20 protein-coding genes are annotated in these 17044 nt (G+C 65.7%); 12 read left to right on the forward strand and 8 right to left on the reverse strand.

Translation table 11 applies throughout. The annotated features are described in order from the left end of the window. The first annotated feature begins 135 nt into the window (after positions 1-135). The 6 genes from secY to I2456_RS05500 all read left to right on the forward strand — a co-directional run bounded on the left by secY (position 136) and on the right by I2456_RS05500 (position 4749). A complete protein-coding gene (gene secY, locus I2456_RS05475; protein WP_068033992.1) occupies positions 136-1461 on the forward strand; it encodes a preprotein translocase subunit SecY in 1326 nt (441 codons plus the stop codon). Continuing rightward, the gene (locus tag I2456_RS05480; protein WP_068033833.1) at positions 1458-2003 is read left to right on the forward strand and encodes an adenylate kinase; all 546 of its coding nucleotides are present in this window, start codon (positions 1458-1460) and stop codon (positions 2001-2003) included. Before secY ends, I2456_RS05480 begins: the two co-directional genes overlap by 4 nt. A 2-nt stretch (positions 2004-2005) precedes the next feature. Further along, on the forward strand, positions 2006-2812 hold the full coding sequence (map, locus tag I2456_RS05485; RefSeq protein ID WP_085073693.1) for a type I methionyl aminopeptidase: 807 nt from the start codon (positions 2006-2008) through the stop codon (positions 2810-2812). Positions 2813-2909: 97 nt separating this feature from the next. Next, a complete protein-coding gene (locus I2456_RS05490; RefSeq protein WP_068033830.1) occupies positions 2910-3401 on the forward strand; it encodes a sigma-70 family RNA polymerase sigma factor in 492 nt (163 codons plus the stop codon). A 55-nt stretch (positions 3402-3456) separates the two neighbouring features. After that, positions 3457-4230 (forward strand): anti-sigma factor family protein, encoded by a 774-nt coding sequence (locus I2456_RS05495; RefSeq protein ID WP_085073694.1) that lies wholly within the window; start codon positions 3457-3459, stop codon positions 4228-4230. Between the two features lie 18 nt (positions 4231-4248). Beyond that, a complete protein-coding gene (locus I2456_RS05500) occupies positions 4249-4749 on the forward strand; it encodes a MarR family transcriptional regulator (RefSeq protein ID WP_068033826.1) in 501 nt (166 codons plus the stop codon). Positions 4750-4759: 10 nt separating this feature from the next. On the opposite strand, the gene mmsB is transcribed toward I2456_RS05500, so the two are convergent. The 8 genes from mmsB to I2456_RS05540 form a co-directional block, all read right to left on the reverse strand. Beyond that, positions 4760-5653: a 3-hydroxyisobutyrate dehydrogenase gene (gene mmsB, locus I2456_RS05505; RefSeq protein WP_085073695.1), complete on the reverse strand. Its 894-nt coding sequence runs from the start codon at positions 5651-5653 to the stop codon at positions 4760-4762. Between the two features lie 10 nt (positions 5654-5663). Further along, positions 5664-6833, reverse strand: a complete 1170-nt coding sequence (locus tag I2456_RS05510) for an isobutyryl-CoA dehydrogenase (RefSeq protein ID WP_085073696.1) — start codon at positions 6831-6833, stop codon at positions 5664-5666. Positions 6834-6841: 8 nt separating this feature from the next. After that, on the reverse strand, positions 6842-8362 hold the full coding sequence (locus tag I2456_RS05515) for a CoA-acylating methylmalonate-semialdehyde dehydrogenase (protein WP_085073697.1): 1521 nt from the start codon (positions 8360-8362) through the stop codon (positions 6842-6844). A gap of 122 nt (positions 8363-8484) precedes the next feature. Continuing rightward, entirely contained in the window at positions 8485-9927 is a 1443-nt protein-coding gene (locus I2456_RS05520) for a PecA family PE domain-processing aspartic protease (protein ID WP_085073698.1), read from the reverse strand. Positions 9928-10322: 395 nt separating this feature from the next. After that, on the reverse strand, positions 10323-10937 hold the full coding sequence (rfbC, locus tag I2456_RS05525) for a dTDP-4-dehydrorhamnose 3,5-epimerase (RefSeq protein ID WP_068158763.1): 615 nt from the start codon (positions 10935-10937) through the stop codon (positions 10323-10325). A 1-nt stretch (position 10938) separates the two neighbouring features. Continuing rightward, on the reverse strand, positions 10939-11934 hold the full coding sequence (gene rfbB, locus I2456_RS05530) for a dTDP-glucose 4,6-dehydratase (protein WP_085073699.1): 996 nt from the start codon (positions 11932-11934) through the stop codon (positions 10939-10941). A 10-nt stretch (positions 11935-11944) separates the two neighbouring features. After that, on the reverse strand, positions 11945-12805 hold the full coding sequence (locus tag I2456_RS05535) for an LLM class F420-dependent oxidoreductase (protein ID WP_085073700.1): 861 nt from the start codon (positions 12803-12805) through the stop codon (positions 11945-11947). 25 nt (positions 12806-12830) lie between these two features. Then, positions 12831-13682, reverse strand: coding sequence for an LLM class F420-dependent oxidoreductase (locus I2456_RS05540; RefSeq protein ID WP_068158767.1), 852 nt, complete (start codon positions 13680-13682; stop codon positions 12831-12833). 243 nt (positions 13683-13925) lie between these two features. Between I2456_RS05540 and infA the strand changes: the two genes are divergently transcribed. The 6 genes from infA (at position 13926) to I2456_RS05570 (ending at position 16991) form a co-directional block, all read left to right on the forward strand. Next, entirely contained in the window at positions 13926-14147 is a 222-nt protein-coding gene (gene infA, locus I2456_RS05545; protein WP_003418601.1) for a translation initiation factor IF-1, read from the forward strand. Positions 14148-14179: 32 nt separating this feature from the next. Continuing rightward, a complete protein-coding gene (rpmJ, locus tag I2456_RS05550; protein WP_003886927.1) occupies positions 14180-14293 on the forward strand; it encodes a 50S ribosomal protein L36 in 114 nt (37 codons plus the stop codon). A gap of 156 nt (positions 14294-14449) precedes the next feature. Further along, on the forward strand, positions 14450-14824 hold the full coding sequence (gene rpsM / locus I2456_RS05555) for a 30S ribosomal protein S13 (protein ID WP_068033810.1): 375 nt from the start codon (positions 14450-14452) through the stop codon (positions 14822-14824). 3 nt (positions 14825-14827) lie between these two features. Next, on the forward strand, positions 14828-15244 hold the full coding sequence (rpsK, locus tag I2456_RS05560) for a 30S ribosomal protein S11 (RefSeq protein WP_068033808.1): 417 nt from the start codon (positions 14828-14830) through the stop codon (positions 15242-15244). 12 nt (positions 15245-15256) lie between these two features. Then, entirely contained in the window at positions 15257-15862 is a 606-nt protein-coding gene (gene rpsD, locus I2456_RS05565) for a 30S ribosomal protein S4 (RefSeq protein ID WP_068033806.1), read from the forward strand. A gap of 85 nt (positions 15863-15947) precedes the next feature. Then, complete coding sequence (locus tag I2456_RS05570) at positions 15948-16991, forward strand: DNA-directed RNA polymerase subunit alpha (protein WP_085073701.1); 1044 nt, start codon at positions 15948-15950, stop codon at positions 16989-16991. Positions 16992-17044: the final 53 nt, after the last annotated feature.

Below are 17044 nucleotides of genomic sequence, written 5' to 3' on the forward strand. Positions count from 1 at the left end.
TCCGCGACGGCCGTGGCGGTTCCAGCCCGTATCAGCTGTTAGTCTCGTACACGGTTTGACGCGCGACGCCGTACGTCCTGGCCTGCGAGTGTTGGGCGCGTAATGCAGGATCACCCCGCTGCGCAGGAGGAAGTAGTGCTTTCGGCTTTCATCTCATCGCTGAGAACAGTCGATCTGAGACGGAAGATCCTCTTCACGCTGGGCATTGTCGTCCTCTACCGCGTGGGAGCCGCGCTACCGTCGCCCGGCGTCAACTTCCCCAATGTGCAGCAATGCATCAAGGAAGCCAGCGGCGGCGAGGCGGGACAGATCTATTCGCTGATCAACTTGTTCTCCGGCGGTGCGCTGCTCAAATTGACGGTGTTCGCGGTCGGGGTGATGCCCTACATCACCGCGAGCATCATCGTGCAGTTGCTCACCGTGGTCATCCCGCGATTCGAGGAGCTGCGCAAGGAAGGCCAATCCGGCCAGGCCAAGATGACGCAGTACACCCGCTACCTGGCGATCGCGCTGGCGGTCCTGCAGGCCACCAGCATCGTCGCGCTGGCGGCCAACGGCGGGCTGTTGCAGGGTTGCTCGCTGGAGATCATCGCCGACCAAAGCATCTTCACGCTGGTGGTCATCGTGCTGGTGATGACCGGTGGTGCGGCCCTGGTGATGTGGATGGGCGAGCTGATCACCGAACGCGGCATCGGCAACGGCATGTCGTTGCTGATCTTCGTCGGTATCGCCGCGCGCATACCGGCCGAAGGCAACGAGATCCTGCAAAGCCGCGGCGGCCTGATTCTGGCGGCGGTCTGCGTGGCGGCGCTGCTCATCATCGTCGGTGTGGTGTTCGTCGAGCAGGGCCAGCGGCGTATTCCCGTCCAGTACGCCAAGCGCATGGTGGGCCGGCGCATGTACGGCGGAACCTCGACTTATCTGCCGCTGAAGGTCAACCAGGCCGGTGTCATCCCGGTGATCTTCGCCTCCTCCCTGATCTACATTCCGCATTTGATCACCCAGTTGGTGCGCAGCGGCAGCGGCGGTGTGGGGCACAGCTGGTGGGACAAATTCGTCGGTAGTTACCTGTCCGACCCGAGCAGCCCGGTTTACATCAGCATCTATTTCGGGCTCATCATTTTCTTCACCTACTTCTACGTCTCGATCACTTTCAATCCCGATGAGCGTGCCGATGAGATGAAGAAGTTCGGCGGTTTCATTCCCGGAATTCGCCCGGGCCGGCCGACCGCCGATTATCTGCGCTTTGTGCTGAGCCGGATAACCCTGCCGGGCTCGATCTATCTAGGTGTCATCTCGGTCTTGCCGAACTTGTTCTTGCAGATCGGCAACGGCGGCGCCGTACAGAACCTGCCTTTCGGGGGTACAGCGGTTTTGATCATGATCGGCGTCGGGTTGGATACGGTCAAACAGATCGAAAGTCAGCTCATGCAGCGCAACTACGAAGGATTCCTCAAGTGAGAGTGGTTTTGCTGGGACCGCCCGGGGCGGGCAAGGGAACGCAGGCGCAGAAGCTGGCCGAGAAACTCGGGATCCCGCAGATCTCCACTGGGGAACTATTTCGCCGCAATATCGAAGAAGGCACCAAACTCGGTAAAGAGGCCAAGCGTTACTTGGACGCCGGTGATTTGGTGCCATCGGAGTTGACGAACGAATTGGTCGACGACCGGCTCGACGACCCCGACGCCGCCAAGGGTTTCATTCTGGACGGCTATCCGCGCTCGCTCGAGCAGGCCAAGGCGCTGCACGAAATGCTCGGGCGCCGCGGCACCGACATCGACGCGGTGGTGGAATTCCGGGTGTCGGAGGAGGAGTTGTTGCAGCGGCTCAAAGGCCGCGGACGAGCCGACGACACCGAAGAGATCATCCACAACCGGATGAAGGTCTACCGCGACGAAACCGCACCGCTGCTCGAGTACTACAAAGACGAGTTGAAGACCGTCGACGCCGTGGGCTCGATGGACGAGGTGTTCGCCCGCGCGTTACAAGCACTGGGCAAGTAATAATGCGCGCGTTGGCACGGCTGCGCGGTCGCAGAGTGGTGCCGCAGCGCACTCCCGACGAACTCGACGCCATGGCCGCAGCCGGTGCTGTGGTGGCCGATGCGTTGACGGCGGTACGCGCGGCGGCCGTGGCCGGGGCGTCCACCTTGAGCCTCGACGAGATCGCCGAGTCGGTGATCCGCGAAGCCGGCGCTGTCCCATCGTTTCTTGGCTATCACGGTTATCCGGCGACGATCTGCTCCTCGGTCAACGACCGGGTGGTGCACGGCATCCCGTCGGCCGCCGAGATCCTGGCGCCTGGAGACCTGGTGTCCATCGACTGCGGTGCGGTGCTCGACGGCTGGCACGGTGACGCGGCGATCACCTTCGGGGTGGGCCCCCTCATCCCGGTCGACGAGGCGCTTTCGGCAGCGACCAGGGATTCTCTGGAAGCCGGTATCGCCGCGATGGTGGTCGGCAATCGGTTGACCGACGTCTCGCACGCCATCGAAATGGGGACCCGCGCCGCCGAGGAGCGGTACGGACGCGCCTTCGGCATCGTCGAGGGCTACGGCGGCCACGGCATCGGCCGCGAGATGCACCTGGACCCGTTCCTGCCCAACGAAGGCGCCCCGGGTCGCGGTCCGGTGCTGGCGGCGGGTTCCGTGCTGGCCATCGAGCCGATGCTGACCCTGGGCAGCGGCAAGACGACCATTCTGGACGACAAGTGGACGGTGACCACCGTCGACGGGTCACGTGCGGCACACTGGGAACACACCGTGGCCGTGACGGACAGCGGGCCCCGCATCCTCACCGTCGCCTCGGGCTGAACCAAACATCCATTCGCCTCGTGTTAGTTGCGGAGGTGATCGAGTGGCTCGTGTGGCCGGCACTTGGAGAGCGTCCGGGGCTGCTGAAGCCGCTCTGATGAAGGCGCTCTACGACGAGCACGCAGCAGTCCTGTGGCGCTACGCGCTGCGGCTGACCGGCGATGCCAGTCAGGCCGAGGACGTCGTGCAGGAGACGTTGTTGCGGGCCTGGCAGCATCCGGAAGTGATCGGCGACACGGAGCGATCGGCGCGGGCCTGGTTGTTCACCGTGGCCCGCAACATGATCATCGACGACCGGCGCAGCGCGCGATACCGCAATGTCGTCGGTTCCACCGATGAGGCAGGGGCGCCGGAGCAGTCGACGCCCGACGAAGTGAACAGTGCATTGGATCGGTTGCTGATCGCCGACGCGCTGGTCCAGCTATCCGCGGAACACCGGGCCGTGATCGAGCGGTCCTACTACCGCGGCTGGACCACCGCGCAGATTGCTACCGACCTGGGAATCGCAGAAGGAACTGTGAAGTCGCGCCTACACTATGCGGTGCGGGCTTTGCGGCTCACTCTGCAGGAACTCGGAGTAACCCGATGACCAGCGCAGCCCATCCAGCTGGCCATCGGCTCCGAATACTTGAGGGTGACAGGAGATGAATGACATGAGGATGCCGCTAGGAGGCCTTGGCCCGCCCGGCGACTACCCCCTGCACAACGAGGTGCGCGACGTGGCAACCAGCGACCACCACTCCTACGGGATGTGGGACGCCGCCTATGTGCTGGGATCGTTGTCGGCCGCCGATCGGCGCGAGTTCGAGACGCACATGGCCGGATGCGCACAGTGCCGGGATGCCGTCGCCGAACTCAGTGGGGTGCCGGCTCTGCTATCCCGACTGGACGCCGCAGACGTCGCGGCCATCGACGAGTCCAGCGATGCGGTCCGGGCGCCGGAGCCCTCGCCGCAGTTGCTGCCGTCGTTGCTGGAAACGGTGCGCTGGCGGCGCCGCCGCACCCGCCTGACGACGTGGGTGGCCTCGGCCGCTGCTGCGGTGGTGCTGGGCATCGGTGTGCTGGTCGGGGTGTACGGCCACCAAGCCGCACCGCCACCGGCGACCGTGTCGGCCCAGCCGATGGCCCAAGTCGGAACCGACCATCTGACCTCGACGGTCGCGGTGAGTAGCCACCAGTGGGGGACCTTCATCAACTTGCAGTGCTTCTGCCTGGCGCCGCCGACCGCCCACCACGACACGCTGGCCATGGTGGTGGTGGGTCGTGACGGCAGCCAGACGCGGCTGGCCACCTGGGTCGCCGAACCCGGCCACACCGCAACACCGGCAGGCAGCATCTCGACGCCGATGGACCAAATCGCTTCGGTGCAAGTGGTTTCCGCCGACAGCGGCCAGATACTGCTGGAACATTCGCTGTAATAGCTGGTAAGAAGGGGCGTGGCCGCCTCCGGAAATCGTGACCCCATCGCCGCGGCACGGGCGAACTGGGAGCGCGCCGGGTGGGGCGATGTCTCGCAGGGCATGGTTGCGGTGACCTCGGTGATGCGGGCGCACCAGATCCTGCTGGCCCGGGTCGAGGCGGCCTTGCGTCCCTACGATCTGAGCTTCTCCCGCTATGAGTTGTTGCGGCTGTTGGCTTTCAGCCGTACCGGCGCATTGCCGATCACCAAGGCCTCGGACCGGCTGCAGGTGCATGTCACCAGCGTCACTCATGCGATCCGGCGGCTGGAGGCCGACGGGCTGGTGCAGCGGGTGCCGCACCCGACCGACGGTCGAACGACGTTGGTGCAGATCACTGAGTTGGGCCGGTCCACGGTCGAGGACGCGACCGTCACGCTCAACGAGCAGGTGTTCGCCGACATCGGCATGGCCGACGGTGAAGCCCAGGCGCTGGTGACGTCGATCGAGACGCTGCGGCGCAACGCCGGCGACTTCTGATCGCCTTCGGTCAACTGCTGCGGAGCATTTCGATGATCGCGCTGAAGTCCTTGCCGGCGTGGGAGGCGTCGGACGCAATGAACTCCGCGTAGATCTCCGCGGCGTGACTGCCCAGGGGGGCGGCGGCACCCGTGGACGTCACCGCGTCCATGGCCAGGCCCAGGTCCTTGTTCATCAGCGCGGTGGCGAATCCCGGCTTGAAGTCGTTGTTGGCTGGGGAGGTCGGGACCGGCCCGGGAACGGGGCAATTGGTGTGTACCGCCCAGCAATTGCCGGTGGCGCCGGTGATGACGTCGAACAGCGACTGCGCCGACAGGCCGAGCTTCTCGGCCAGCACGAACGCCTCGCCGATGGCGATCTGCTGGACCGCGAGCACCATGTTGTTGCACACCTTGGCGGCTTGCCCGGCACCGGCCGCGCCGCAGTGAATGATCTTGCCGGCCATCGGTTCCAGCACGGGCCGGGCCCGGTGCAGCGCCCCTTCGTCGCCGCCGACCATGAAGGTCAGCGATCCCGCTGCCGCACCTTTGACTCCGCCGGAGACGGGGGCGTCGAGTTGTTGCATGCCGTGCGACTGCGCCAGGGCGTGCACCTCGCGGGCGTCGTTGACCGAGATCGTGGAGCTGTCGATGAACAGCGCACCGGCGCGCGCGGCTGGCAGCACCTCGCTGTAGCAGCGCTTGACCACCTCACCGTTGGGCAGCATGGTGATGACCACGTCGGCGTCGGCCGCGGCTTGCGCGGCGCTGTCGAACACCGTCACCCCGTTGTCGGCGGCGGTGGCCGCGGCGGCGGGCACCGGATCGAAGCCGCGCACCAGGTGTTGTGCCGCAACGAGATTCGTCGACATCGGGCCGCCCATGTGGCCGAGTCCCAGAAACGCGATCGCGAGGTGTTCGGTCATGCCAGCCTTTCTAACCGGTTGCACGCAGCCGTGCCGCCTCGGCGCGGCCGATGACCACTCGCATGATCTCGTTGGTGCCTTCCAAGATCCGGTGCACCCGTAGGTCGCGGACGATCTTCTCCAGACCATACTCGCGCAGATAGCCGTAACCACCGTGCAGCTGCAACGCCTTGTCGGCGACCTCGAAACAGGTGTCGGTGACGTAGCGTTTGGCCATCGCGCACAGCTCGACCTTGTCGGCGGCGTCCTCGTCGAGCGCATTCGCCGCACGCCACAACATCATTCGCGACGTTTCCAGCCCGGTGGCCATGTCCGCCAAGGTGAACCGGATGGTCGGTTCGTCGAGCAGCGTGGCGCCAAAGGCCTGCCGCTCCCGCACATAGGCGCCCGCTTTGGTGAAGGCGGATTGCGCACCGCCCAGCGAGCAGGCCGCGATGTTGAGCCGGCCACCGTTGAGGCCGTTCATCGCGATGCCGAACCCGGCGCCCTCCCCGTCGGCGCCACCCAACATGGCGTCGGCGGGTACCCGCACGCCGTCCAGGATGACCTGCGCGGTGGGTTGGGCGTGCCAGCCCATCTTCTGCTCCGGCGCGCCGAAACTGAGCCCGGGGGTGTCCTTTTCGACGACGAAGGTGGAAATGCCGCGTGGGCCGGGCTTTTCCGGCCCGCCGGTGCGGGCCATCACCACGTAGACATCGGACGCGCCGGCTCCGGAGATGAACTGCTTGACGCCGTCGAGCACGTAGTCCGAACCCTCCCGGACCGCGCGGGTGCTCAGTGCGCTGGCGTCGGATCCGGCACCAGGCTCGGTGAGGCAATAGCTGGCGATGACGTCCATGGCCGCCAGTCGCGGCACCCAGGCTTTGCGTTGTTCGGCGGTGCCGTAGGTGTCGATCATCCAGGCGCACATGTTGTGAATCGACAGGAAGGCCGCGGTCGTCGGGTCGGCGACGGCCAACTGCTCGAAGATGCGCACCCCGTCGAGGCGGCGCAAGCCGCTGCCCCCGACGTCGTCGCGGCAGTAGATGGCCGCCATCCCGAGTTCGGCGGCCTCGCGCAAGACGTCGGTGGGGAAGTGCTTGGTGGCGTCCCACTCCAGGGCGTGTGGGGCGAGGCGCTTGTCGGCGAAGGCGGCCGCCGTCTCGGTGATGACGCGTTCTTCGTCGTTGAGGGTGAACATGCTGGCGGTCAATTCATGGTGGGGATGACGAATTCGGCGCCGTCCTTGATGCCGGAGGGCCACCGCGAGGTCACGGTCTTGACCTTGGTGTAGAACTGGATCGACGCCGGCCCGTGTTGGTTGAGGTCGCCGAATCCGGACCGCTTCCAGCCGCCGAAGGTGTGGTAGGCCACCGGTACCGGGATGGGCACGTTGACCCCGACCATGCCGACCTGGACCCGGGACACGAAGTCGCGGGCGGTGTCGCCGTCGCGGGTGAACACCGCCACGCCGTTGCCGTATTCGTGCTCGGAAGGAAGCGCTACGGCTTCTTCGTAGGTCTTGGCTCTGACGATGCACAGCACCGGCCCGAAGATCTCGTCGGTGTAGATGGACATGTCCGGGGTGACGTGGTCGAACAGGGTGGGGCCGATGAAGAACCCGCCTTCGAGGTTGGCGTCACCGAAGGTGAGGTCGTCGCTGGCCCGCTCGCGGCCGTCGATGACGATCTCGGCGCCGGCGTCCACGCCCTGGGCGATGTAGTCGCGCACCCGGTGCAGCGCGGCCTCGGTGACCAGCGGGCCGTAGTCGGCCTTGGGGTCCAGGCTGTGTCCCACGCGCAGGTTGTTGATCCGCTCGATCAGCCTGGCGCGCAAGCGTTCTGCGGTCTGCTCGCCGACCGGGACGGCGACGCTGATCGCCATGCAGCGCTCGCCGGCGCTGCCGTACCCGGCGCCGATCAGCGCGTCGACGGCCTGGTCGAGGTCGGCGTCGGGCATCACGATCATGTGGTTCTTGGCGCCGCCGAAGCATTGTGACCGCTTGCCGTTGGCCGCCGCGCCCGCGTAGATGTACTGCGCGATGTCCGAGCTGCCGACGAAGCCGACCGCCTCGATGTCGGGATGGTTGAGGATGGCGTCGACGGCTTCTTTGTCGCCGTGCACGACCTGGAACAGGCCGGCCGGCAGGCCCGCCTCGAGGAAGAGCTCGGCCAGGCGCACCGGAACCGACGGGTCACGTTCGCTTGGCTTGAGGATGAACGCGTTCCCGCACGCCAGCGCCGGACCGGCTTTCCACAGCGGGATCATCGCCGGGAAGTTGAACGGGGTGATGCCGGCGACGACGCCCAGCGGCTGCCGCAACGAGTAGACGTCGATGCCCGGCCCGGCACCTTCGGTGTACTCACCCTTGAGCAGGTGGGGGATGCCCATGCAGAACTCGATCACCTCGACGCCGCGCTGGATGTCGCCGCGGGCGTCGGCCAGCGTCTTGCCGTGCTCGAGGGACAGCAGCTCGGACAGCTCGTCGATGTGGGCGTTGACCAGCTCGACGAACTTCATCAGCACGCGGCCGCGGCGCTGGGGATTCCATGCGGCCCAACCCTTTTGGGCCTCGGCCGCCGACGCCACCGCGGCGTCGATGTCGGCTGGGGAGGCCATCGGCACCTGGGCCTGCACCTGGCCGGTGTTGGGGTTGAAGACGTCGGCGGTGCGACCGGACTGGCCGTCGGTGCGCCGGCCGTCGATGAAGTGCGGAATCAGTGAAGTCATGGTTGTCCCAAAGAGGCGGAGGAGAGGAATAGCGAGGCGATACTTGCATATCCTAGTAACTTGGGTCTGGCGTTGGCAAGCGAGGTGGCTTGCCGACGAAAGGGTGGGGACGGTGGTGCGGCTCAGAAGTCGAAAATCGTTGTTCCAGAACCGGTCGGACTGTAGGAGAGGTAGATCGGGCCTTCCAGGAACGGCGTGATCCCGCTGTTGAAGACGCCGCCCAACCAATAGGGCACCACGCTTGTCTGTTGCGCACCCACCGTCGTGGTGTACAGCAACGTGCCGCTGGGCGTGTAGACCGAAACGGTGGTGCCGGCCGGTAAGTACCCGCCCACGTTGGGCGGGTTGAGGATGTCGGGGATGGATCCGAAGAGGCCGCCGGAATCGATGAACGCACCGCTGGTCTGTTGCAGCGGACCGTTGTTGATCTGGATGTTCAGTGTGGTGACCGGCGATCCGGTGACCGACGCGTATGCCGGCAACGGGTTCGGGCCGAATTGCATGACGTGGCCGGGCGCATTGAGGAGCACGCCCTGACCGAAGGCGCCCGGCAGTGCGGTCACGGGGCTGGTGCCCAGTGGGCCGTACGCATTGGCCCCGATGCCCAGGATGGCGGGTGCCTGCGAAGCCGGATAGGTGAAGATGCCGTTCTGCACCACGGAGGTGACCACCGCAACGGTGGTGGGCGCGGTCACGACGCCGTTGCCGAAGTTGACCGTCGAGGTATAGGTGTTGTAGTACTCCGTCAGGAAATTGCCGAACTGCCCGAAGGTGACGTTGCCGGTGCCGGTGACCGGCCCGAGGGTGGCGAAATCGACGGCCTGGGGCGGCAAAATGAGCCCCCGCGATCCGGTGTCGACGATGACCGCGGAAGTTGGGCCGCCGCCCACCGAGAGATTGACGAGCAGGCGGGTGCCGTCGAAGCTCAGCGGGACGGTGGCCAAGCCGGGGGCGCCGGTCGCCCCGGCGATACCCCCTAGCAGTCCACCTGGCCCGCCGGCGCCGCCCAGTGCGACCGGCCCACCGGTCCCGCCGTTTCCACCGTTGCCGAAGAGCAAACCCGCGGGACCACCGGCGCCGCCGGGCGCGCCCACCGCGGTGCTGTTGCCGCCGTTGCCGCCGTTGCCGATCAGTAGGCCGGCCGGGCCGCCGGGTGTCCCCACCCCTTGGGCGTTGGTTATGCCGTTGACCCCGTCGCCGATCAGGGGGCGCCCCAACAAGGCGGTGGTGGGTGCATTGATCAAGGCCAGGAAGTTCTGCTGCAAGGCCTGCAGCGGATCGACACTGGCGGCCTCGACGGCCGCGTAGGCTCCCGCCGCCGCGTTGAGGCTTTGCACGAACTCGCTATGGAATGCCGCGGCCTGCGCGCTGATGGCCTGATACGCCGACCCGTGTGCGGAGAACAATTCGGCAATGGCCGTTGACACCTCGTCGGCGGCCATCGGCAGCAGCGCCGCCGTTTGCGCCGACGCCGCGGCGTGCGCCGCGCCGATGGTCGATTCCAGACCCGCCAACGCGCCCGCGGCTTCCGCCATGACGTCCGGCACCGCCAATACGAACGACATCCCCCACCTCCAGCGTTCCCAGGGAGCGAAGGTCGCGGCCCGACCGACGACAATGCGGATGTTAGCGACATTTGATTGCAGCGAAGTCGGTTTCGCTGGTTTTGGCATCGTGCCGAATCGTCAAGCCTCACGCAGGGATTGGCGAACTCACCGAAACCGCTTATAACGCAACGTCTTTAGAGCGTTTCGACGAGCACCCGGTCGGTGCCGCGCAACGGCGCGTCGGGCCGACGGCGCCATCGGCAACATTTGGATACTGGAAGTTCAGTTCTGGCAGCAAATTTCGTTCCAGGAGTTTGCGCCGCAGCGCAGAATCCATGTTGCCATCGCTGAAGTGTTGCGACACCGAGCCTTACGGTTGGCAGCGCCGCTGGATGACGGGGAAGAAGCTTGGGTTAGTTGCCGGAGCCCTGTAGGCCCGCCACGAAGCTTTGCGCTTCCTCCCACGTGGGCAACAAGCCCGACGCCCGCACTTCGTCGAAGCTGGGCGCTACGGCATCGCGGTCGGACAGGCTGGGCTCGGCGCCGTCGACCAGCGGCCACTCGATGCCCAACGCCGGGTCGGTGGCTTTGATGGTGTGCTCACGCTGTGGGTTGTATTCCGCCGAGCACAGGTACATCACCGTCGAATTGTCTTGCAGGGCAAGGAATCCGTGCGCCAAACCTTCGGAGATGTAGATGGTCCGCCGGTCCTGGTCGTCGAGCAGTACGGAGTCCCAGCGGCCGAATGTCGGAGAGCCGACCCGGATGTCGACGACGACGTCGAACACCGAACCCGCCACGCAGGTCACGTACTTGGCTTGGCTGGGCGGCAGTTGAGCGAAATGCAGGCCGCGCAGCACGCCGGCCGCCGACACCGAGCAGTTGGCCTGGCGGACGTCGAGACGGTGACCGGCGAACGCGGTGAATCCGCGGTCGGTGAGCCATTCGAAGAACATTCCCCGGGAGTCACCGTGGATGGTGGGAGTGATCTCCCAGGCGCCGGGAACCGCGAGTTCGCGTACCTTCATGTCACTGACCGCGCTTTTCGTAGCGGGCCTCGGCGGCGTCCTTGAGCGGTCGCCACCAGTCCTCGTTGTCGCGGTACCAGTCGATGGTGCTGCGCAGACCTTCTTCGAAGTCAGTATGCTTTGGCGCCCAACCTAATTCGTTGTACAGGGTGGACGGGTCGATGGCGTAGCGCAGGTCGTGCCCGACGCGGTCGGTCACATGGTCGAAGTCGTCGGCGTCGCGGCCCATCAGCGCCAGCAGCGTGCGCAGCACGGTCAGGTTGTCGCGTTCGCCCTCGGAGCTGATCAGATAGGTCCGGCCGATCTGGCCCTTCTCCAGGATGCGGCGCACCGCGCTGTTGTGGTCTTCGACGTGGATCCAGTCGCGCACGTTGTGGCCGCTGCCGTACAGCTTGGGCCGGCGCCCGGTGAGCACGTTGGTGATCTGGCGCGGGATGAACTTCTCCACGTGCTGATAGGGCCCGTAGTTGTTGGAGCAGTTGGAGATCGTCGCGCGTACGCCGTACGAGCGGACCCAGGCCCGCACCAGCATGTCCCCGCCCGCCTTGCTCGCCGAGTAGGGACTCGACGGGTTGTAGGGCGTCGCCTCGGTGAACCGCTGCGGGTCGTTCAGCTCGAGGTCGCCGTAGACCTCGTCGGTCGAGATGTGGTGCAACCGCACGCCATGGCGTCGTACCGCTTCCAGGATGGTGAAGGTGCCGACCACGTTGGTGTGCAGGAACGGCTCGGGGTTGTCCAGCGCGTTGTCGACGTGCGATTCGGCGGCGAAGTGCACCACCGCGTCCGATTCGGCCACCAGCTGCGACACCAGCTCGGCGTCGGTGATGTCGCCCTCGACCAGCCGGATGTCGTCGGCCACGTCAGCCAGCGACTCCCGTCTGCCGGCATAGGTCATGGCGTCGATGACGGTGACCTGGTCCTCGGGGCATTCGCGCACCGTGCTGTGCACGAAATTCGCCCCGATGAAGCCCGCACCACCGGTGACTAGCAGCCGCATGGGTCAAACCCTAACGGCTCAGCCCCAGTGGTCCGGCCAGTTCGCTCAGTACGGGCAGTAGCTTGTCCGCCTTGAAGGCGCCCAGCACCTGAATGGCGACATGGTCGGCGCCCGCTTGGACATGCTCGTCGAGACGCTGTGCGATGGCCTCGGCGCTGCCGTAGGCCACCAGGGCGTCGATCAGCCGGTCGCTGCCGGGTTTGCGCACGTCATCCGGGGTGAAGCCGAGCCGCAGCCAGTTGTTCACGTAGTTGCTCAGGCCGAGATAGAAGTCGATGAACTTGCGGCCGGTGGCGCGGGCCTCGTCGCGGTCGGTGGTGAGCACCACCTTGTGTTCAGGCGCCAAGAACACCGAGTTCCCCAGCAATTCACGTGCCTTGGCCGTGTGTTCGGGCGTCGTCAGGTACGGGTGGGCGCCGGCCGCACGCTCGGCGGAAAGCCGCAGCACCTCGGGCCCCAGCGCAGCCAGTACCCGACGGCTGTTGGGCACTCGGCCCGCGTCGAGTTCGTCGAGGTAACCCACCAGCGCGTCATAGGGCTTGGTGTACTCCTGCGTCGCCTCGGGGTGTCCGACGCCCACACCCAGCACGAATCGCCCGGGGTGGGCGCTCTCGATGCGCTGGAAGGACTGGGCGACGGTCGCCGCCGGGGCTGACCACACGTTGACGATCCCGGTCGCCAGCTGCAGCGACGTCGTCTGCGCCAGCGCGGGTTCGACCCACGACAACTCGGCGTCCGGTGATCCGCCGATCCAGGCCGCGCCATAGCCGGCCGCTTCGATCTGGCCGGCCAGCTCTGGGTCGATGGAACGAGTGCCCAGCCAGACCCCGTAGCGGCCCAGCTCGGGTTTGAGTCCACTGCCTGCGGTCATCTTCGTCCCCCTACGCGTCGATTGCTCACGACTGATTCAGCCCGAGTGGGCCGGCCAATTCGGCCAGCGCCGGTACCAGGTTTTCATCCTTGGTGAGGACCAGCACAGGCACATGGTCGGCACCGGCGTCGAGGTGCTCCTTGAGCCGCGCCGCGATCTGCTCCGGGGTGCCGTACGCGATCACGGAGTCGACTAGACGGTCGCTGCCGGGGCGGGTGATTTCTTCATCGGAGAAGCCCAGTCGCTTCCAGTTGCTGCGGTAGTTGACTAGGTCGAAGTAGATATCGAGCGCCTTGCGGCCCACCTTGCGGGCCTTTTCGGTGTCCGAGGTCAGCACCACCTGATGTCCGGGAGCCAGGAACGCCGATGGCCCCAGCAGCTCGCGCGCCTGCGCGGTGTGTTCCGGCGGACTCAGGTAGGGGTGCGCCCCGGCGCTGCGTTGCGCCGAAAGCTTCAACACTCGCGGACCCAATGCGGCCACCACGCGCCGGTTGGCGGGCACACCGTGTTCGTCGAGCCGGTCGAGGTATTCCACCAGCGCGTCGTAGGGCTTTCGGTACTCGCTGTGCGCCTCGGGATGCCCGACGCCGATGCCGAGCAGGAAGCGGCCCGGGTAGGCCTGGTCGATCCGATGAAAGGACTCGGCCACCTGCTTGGCGGGTGCGGTCCAGATGTTGACGATGCCGGTGGCCACCTGCAGGGTGGTGGTCGCCGCCAAGATGGGTTCGACCCAGGCCAGTTCAGCCGGTGGCGAACCGCCGACCCAGACGGCGCCGTAGCCCAGCGCCTCGATTTCCTTCGCTTGCTGCGGCGTCAGACCAAGGGTGAATGATCCGAACCGGCCCAGATTTGGCTTCTTATCAGCAACATCGGTCATGCTTGCTCTAACCCGCCCGCTGACGTGCGCTATTCCGGTTCGCGACGTTTTGCGCCGGATGCGGCGATGCGAGTATTGTGGGACGACGGCGCGGCGTCCGTGCCGGCTTCTGGCGTGCCCAGTCTTGAAATTCCCCGGAATTGTCGCGGAATTTCCACCACCGGCCCACGTTGAGTAGTCGTAGTACGTGCTGCGCCCGAACCGGGTGCACCGACGAGGATAGATAAGGATCGCCACAACGTAATGGCCAAGAAGGACGGTGCCATAGAGGTCGAGGGTCGCGTGGTCGAACCCCTGCCCAATGCCATGTTTCGCATTGAGCTGGAGAACGGTCACAAGGTGCTCGCCCATATCAGCGGCAAGATGCGGCAGCACTACATCCGCATCCTCCCCGAAGACCGGGTGGTAGTGGAGTTGTCGCCCTACGACTTGTCGCGGGGCCGCATCGTTTACCGGTACAAGTAAGCACACGAACGAGAACAGGACCGAGAACAGCCGTGAAGGTGAACCCAAGCGTCAAGCCGATCTGTGACAAGTGCAGGGTGATCCGTCGGCATGGGCGGGTCATGGTGATCTGCCAAGATCCCCGCCACAAGCAGCGGCAGGGCTGACCCGCGCCCCAAGGCGCAGACAACTGAATGCAGACCTCCCAGCACCAATGAGCGGATAGGCCGTTCATCCACGCCCGGACGAAGGCCGGGCCCTCGCCAGCAGGCGGGGAACGGACTGGGAAAAGACCTTCGCTTGAGATAAGAGGAAACGCCCCTATGGCTCGACTAGTAGGCGTCGATCTGCCGCGTGACAAGCGGATGGAGATCGCGCTGACGTACATCTTCGGCATCGGCCGAACCCGCTCCAACGAGATTCTGGCAGCCACCGGCATCGATAAGGACCTGCGCACCAGGGACCTGACCGATGACCAACTGACCCAGCTGCGTGACTACATCGAAGCGACCCTGAAGGTCGAGGGTGACCTGCGCCGCGAGGTGCAGGCCGACATCCGTCGCAAGATCGAGATCGGCTGCTACCAGGGTCTGCGGCACCGCCGCGGCCTGCCGGTGCGCGGCCAACGGACCAAGACCAATGCGCGTACCCGCAAGGGTCCCAAGCGCACCATCGCGGGCAAGAAGAAGGCCAGGTAATCGATGCCACCGAAGAAGGCAACCGCGTCCGGTCCCAAGAAGGGACAGAAGACTCGGCGGCGGGAGAAGAAGAACGTTCCGCACGGTGCTGCCCACATCAAGAGCACCTTCAACAACACGATCGTGACGATCACCGACCCCCAGGGCAATGTCATCGCGTGGGCGTCGTCGGGACACGTCGGGTTCAAGGGGTCGCGCAAGTCGACGCCGTTCGCCGCCCAGCTGGCCGCGGAGAACGCCGCGCGCAAGGCCCAGGAGCACGGTGTGCGTAAGGTCGACGTCTTCGTGAAGGGCCCGGGTTCGGGCCGGGAAACCGCGATCCGGTCGCTGCAGGCCGCGGGGCTGGAGGTCGGCGCGATCTCCGATGTCACCCCTCAGCCGCACAACGGATGCCGTCCGCCCAAGCGCCGTCGCGTCTAGGAGAGATAACTCATGGCTCGTTACACCGGACCCATCACCCGCAAGTCGCGCCGGCTGCGTACCGACCTCGTCGGTGGCGATGCGGCGTTCGAGAAGCGCCCCTACCCTCCCGGCCAACACGGCCGGGCGCGGATCAAGGAAAGCGAATATCTGCTGCAGCTGCAGGAGAAGCAGAAGGCCCGCTTCACCTACGGCGTGATGGAAAAGCAGTTCCGCCGCTACTACGAAGAAGCCGTCCGCCACTCCGGCAAGACCGGTGAGAATCTGCTGCAGATTCTGGAAAGCCGTCTGGACAACGTGATCTACCGCGCCGGCCTGGCCCGCACCCGCCGCATGGCCCGCCAGCTGGTCAGCCACGGGCACTTCAGCGTCAACGGCGTTCACGTCAACGTCCCCAGCTACCGGGTCTCGCAATACGACATCATCGATGTGCGGGACAAGTCGCTGAACACGGTGCCGTTCCAGATCGCGCGGGAGACCGCCGGCGACCGTCCGATCCCCAGCTGGCTGCAGGTGGTGGGGGAGCGTCAGCGCATCCTGATCCATCAGTTGCCAGAGCGCGCGCAGATCGACGTGCCGCTCAGCGAGCAGCTGATCGTCGAGTTCTACTCGAAGTAACACCAGCTTCCCCCGCTGCAGCCGCAGCGGCGGAACACCCAAACGGCATCAAATAGCGGGTGCCGAGAAGGAGAAGAAGAAACACATGCTGATTTCTCAGCGACCCACCTTGTCCGAGGAAGTCATCACCGACAGCCGGTCCCAGTTCGTCATCGAACCGCTGGAGCCGGGTTTTGGCTACACCCTTGGCAATTCGCTGCGCCGGACGCTGCTGTCGTCCATTCCCGGCGCGGCCGTCACCAGCATCCGCATCGACGGCGTGCTGCACGAATTCACCACGGTCCCGGGCGTCAAGGAAGATGTCACCGACATCATCCTGAACCTCAAGGGCCTGGTCGTGTCCTCCGAGGAGGACGAGCCGGTCACCATGTACCTGCGCAAGCAGGGCCCGGGCGAGGTCACCGCCGGTGACATCGTGCCCCCGGCCGGTGTCACGGTGCACAACCCCTCGATGCACATCGCGACGTTGAACGACAAGGGCAAGCTCGAGGTCGAGCTCGTCGTCGAGCGTGGCCGCGGCTATGTGCCGGCCGTGCAGAACCGCGCTTCGGGTGCCGAAATCGGCCGTATCCCAGTCGATTCCATCTACTCGCCGGTGCTCAAGGTCACCTACAAGGTGGACGCGACGCGTGTCGAGCAGCGCACCGACTTCGACAAGTTGATCCTGGACGTGGAGACCAAGAGCTCGATCAGCCCCCGCGACGCCCTGGCGTCGGCGGGTAAGACGCTGGTCGAATTCTTCGGTCTGGCGCGCGAACTCAATGTCGAGGCCGAAGGCATCGAGATCGGGCCGTCGCCGGCCGAGGCCGACCACATCGCGTCGTTCGCTCTGCCGATCGACGACCTGGACCTGACCGTGCGGTCCTACAACTGCCTCAAGCGCGAGGGCGTGCACACGGTCGGAGAGCTGGTGAGCCGCACCGAGTCCGACCTGCTCGACATCCGCAACTTCGGTCAGAAGTCCATCGACGAGGTCAAGGTCAAGCTGCACCAGCTGGGTCTGTCGCTCAAGGACAGCCCGCCCACCTTCGACCCGTCGGAGGTTGCTGGTTACGACGTCGCCACCGGTACCTGGTCCACCGAGGGTGCCTATGACGACCAGGACTACGCCGAAACCGAACAGCTCTAAAGGAAATCCGTCCCGGTCCTACCTGATACGGGGACCGGCCCCAATTAGGAGAA

The sequence above is a fragment of the Mycobacterium kubicae genome (genome assembly GCF_015689175.1).
Lineage (GTDB): Bacteria > Actinomycetota > Actinomycetes > Mycobacteriales > Mycobacteriaceae > Mycobacterium > Mycobacterium kubicae.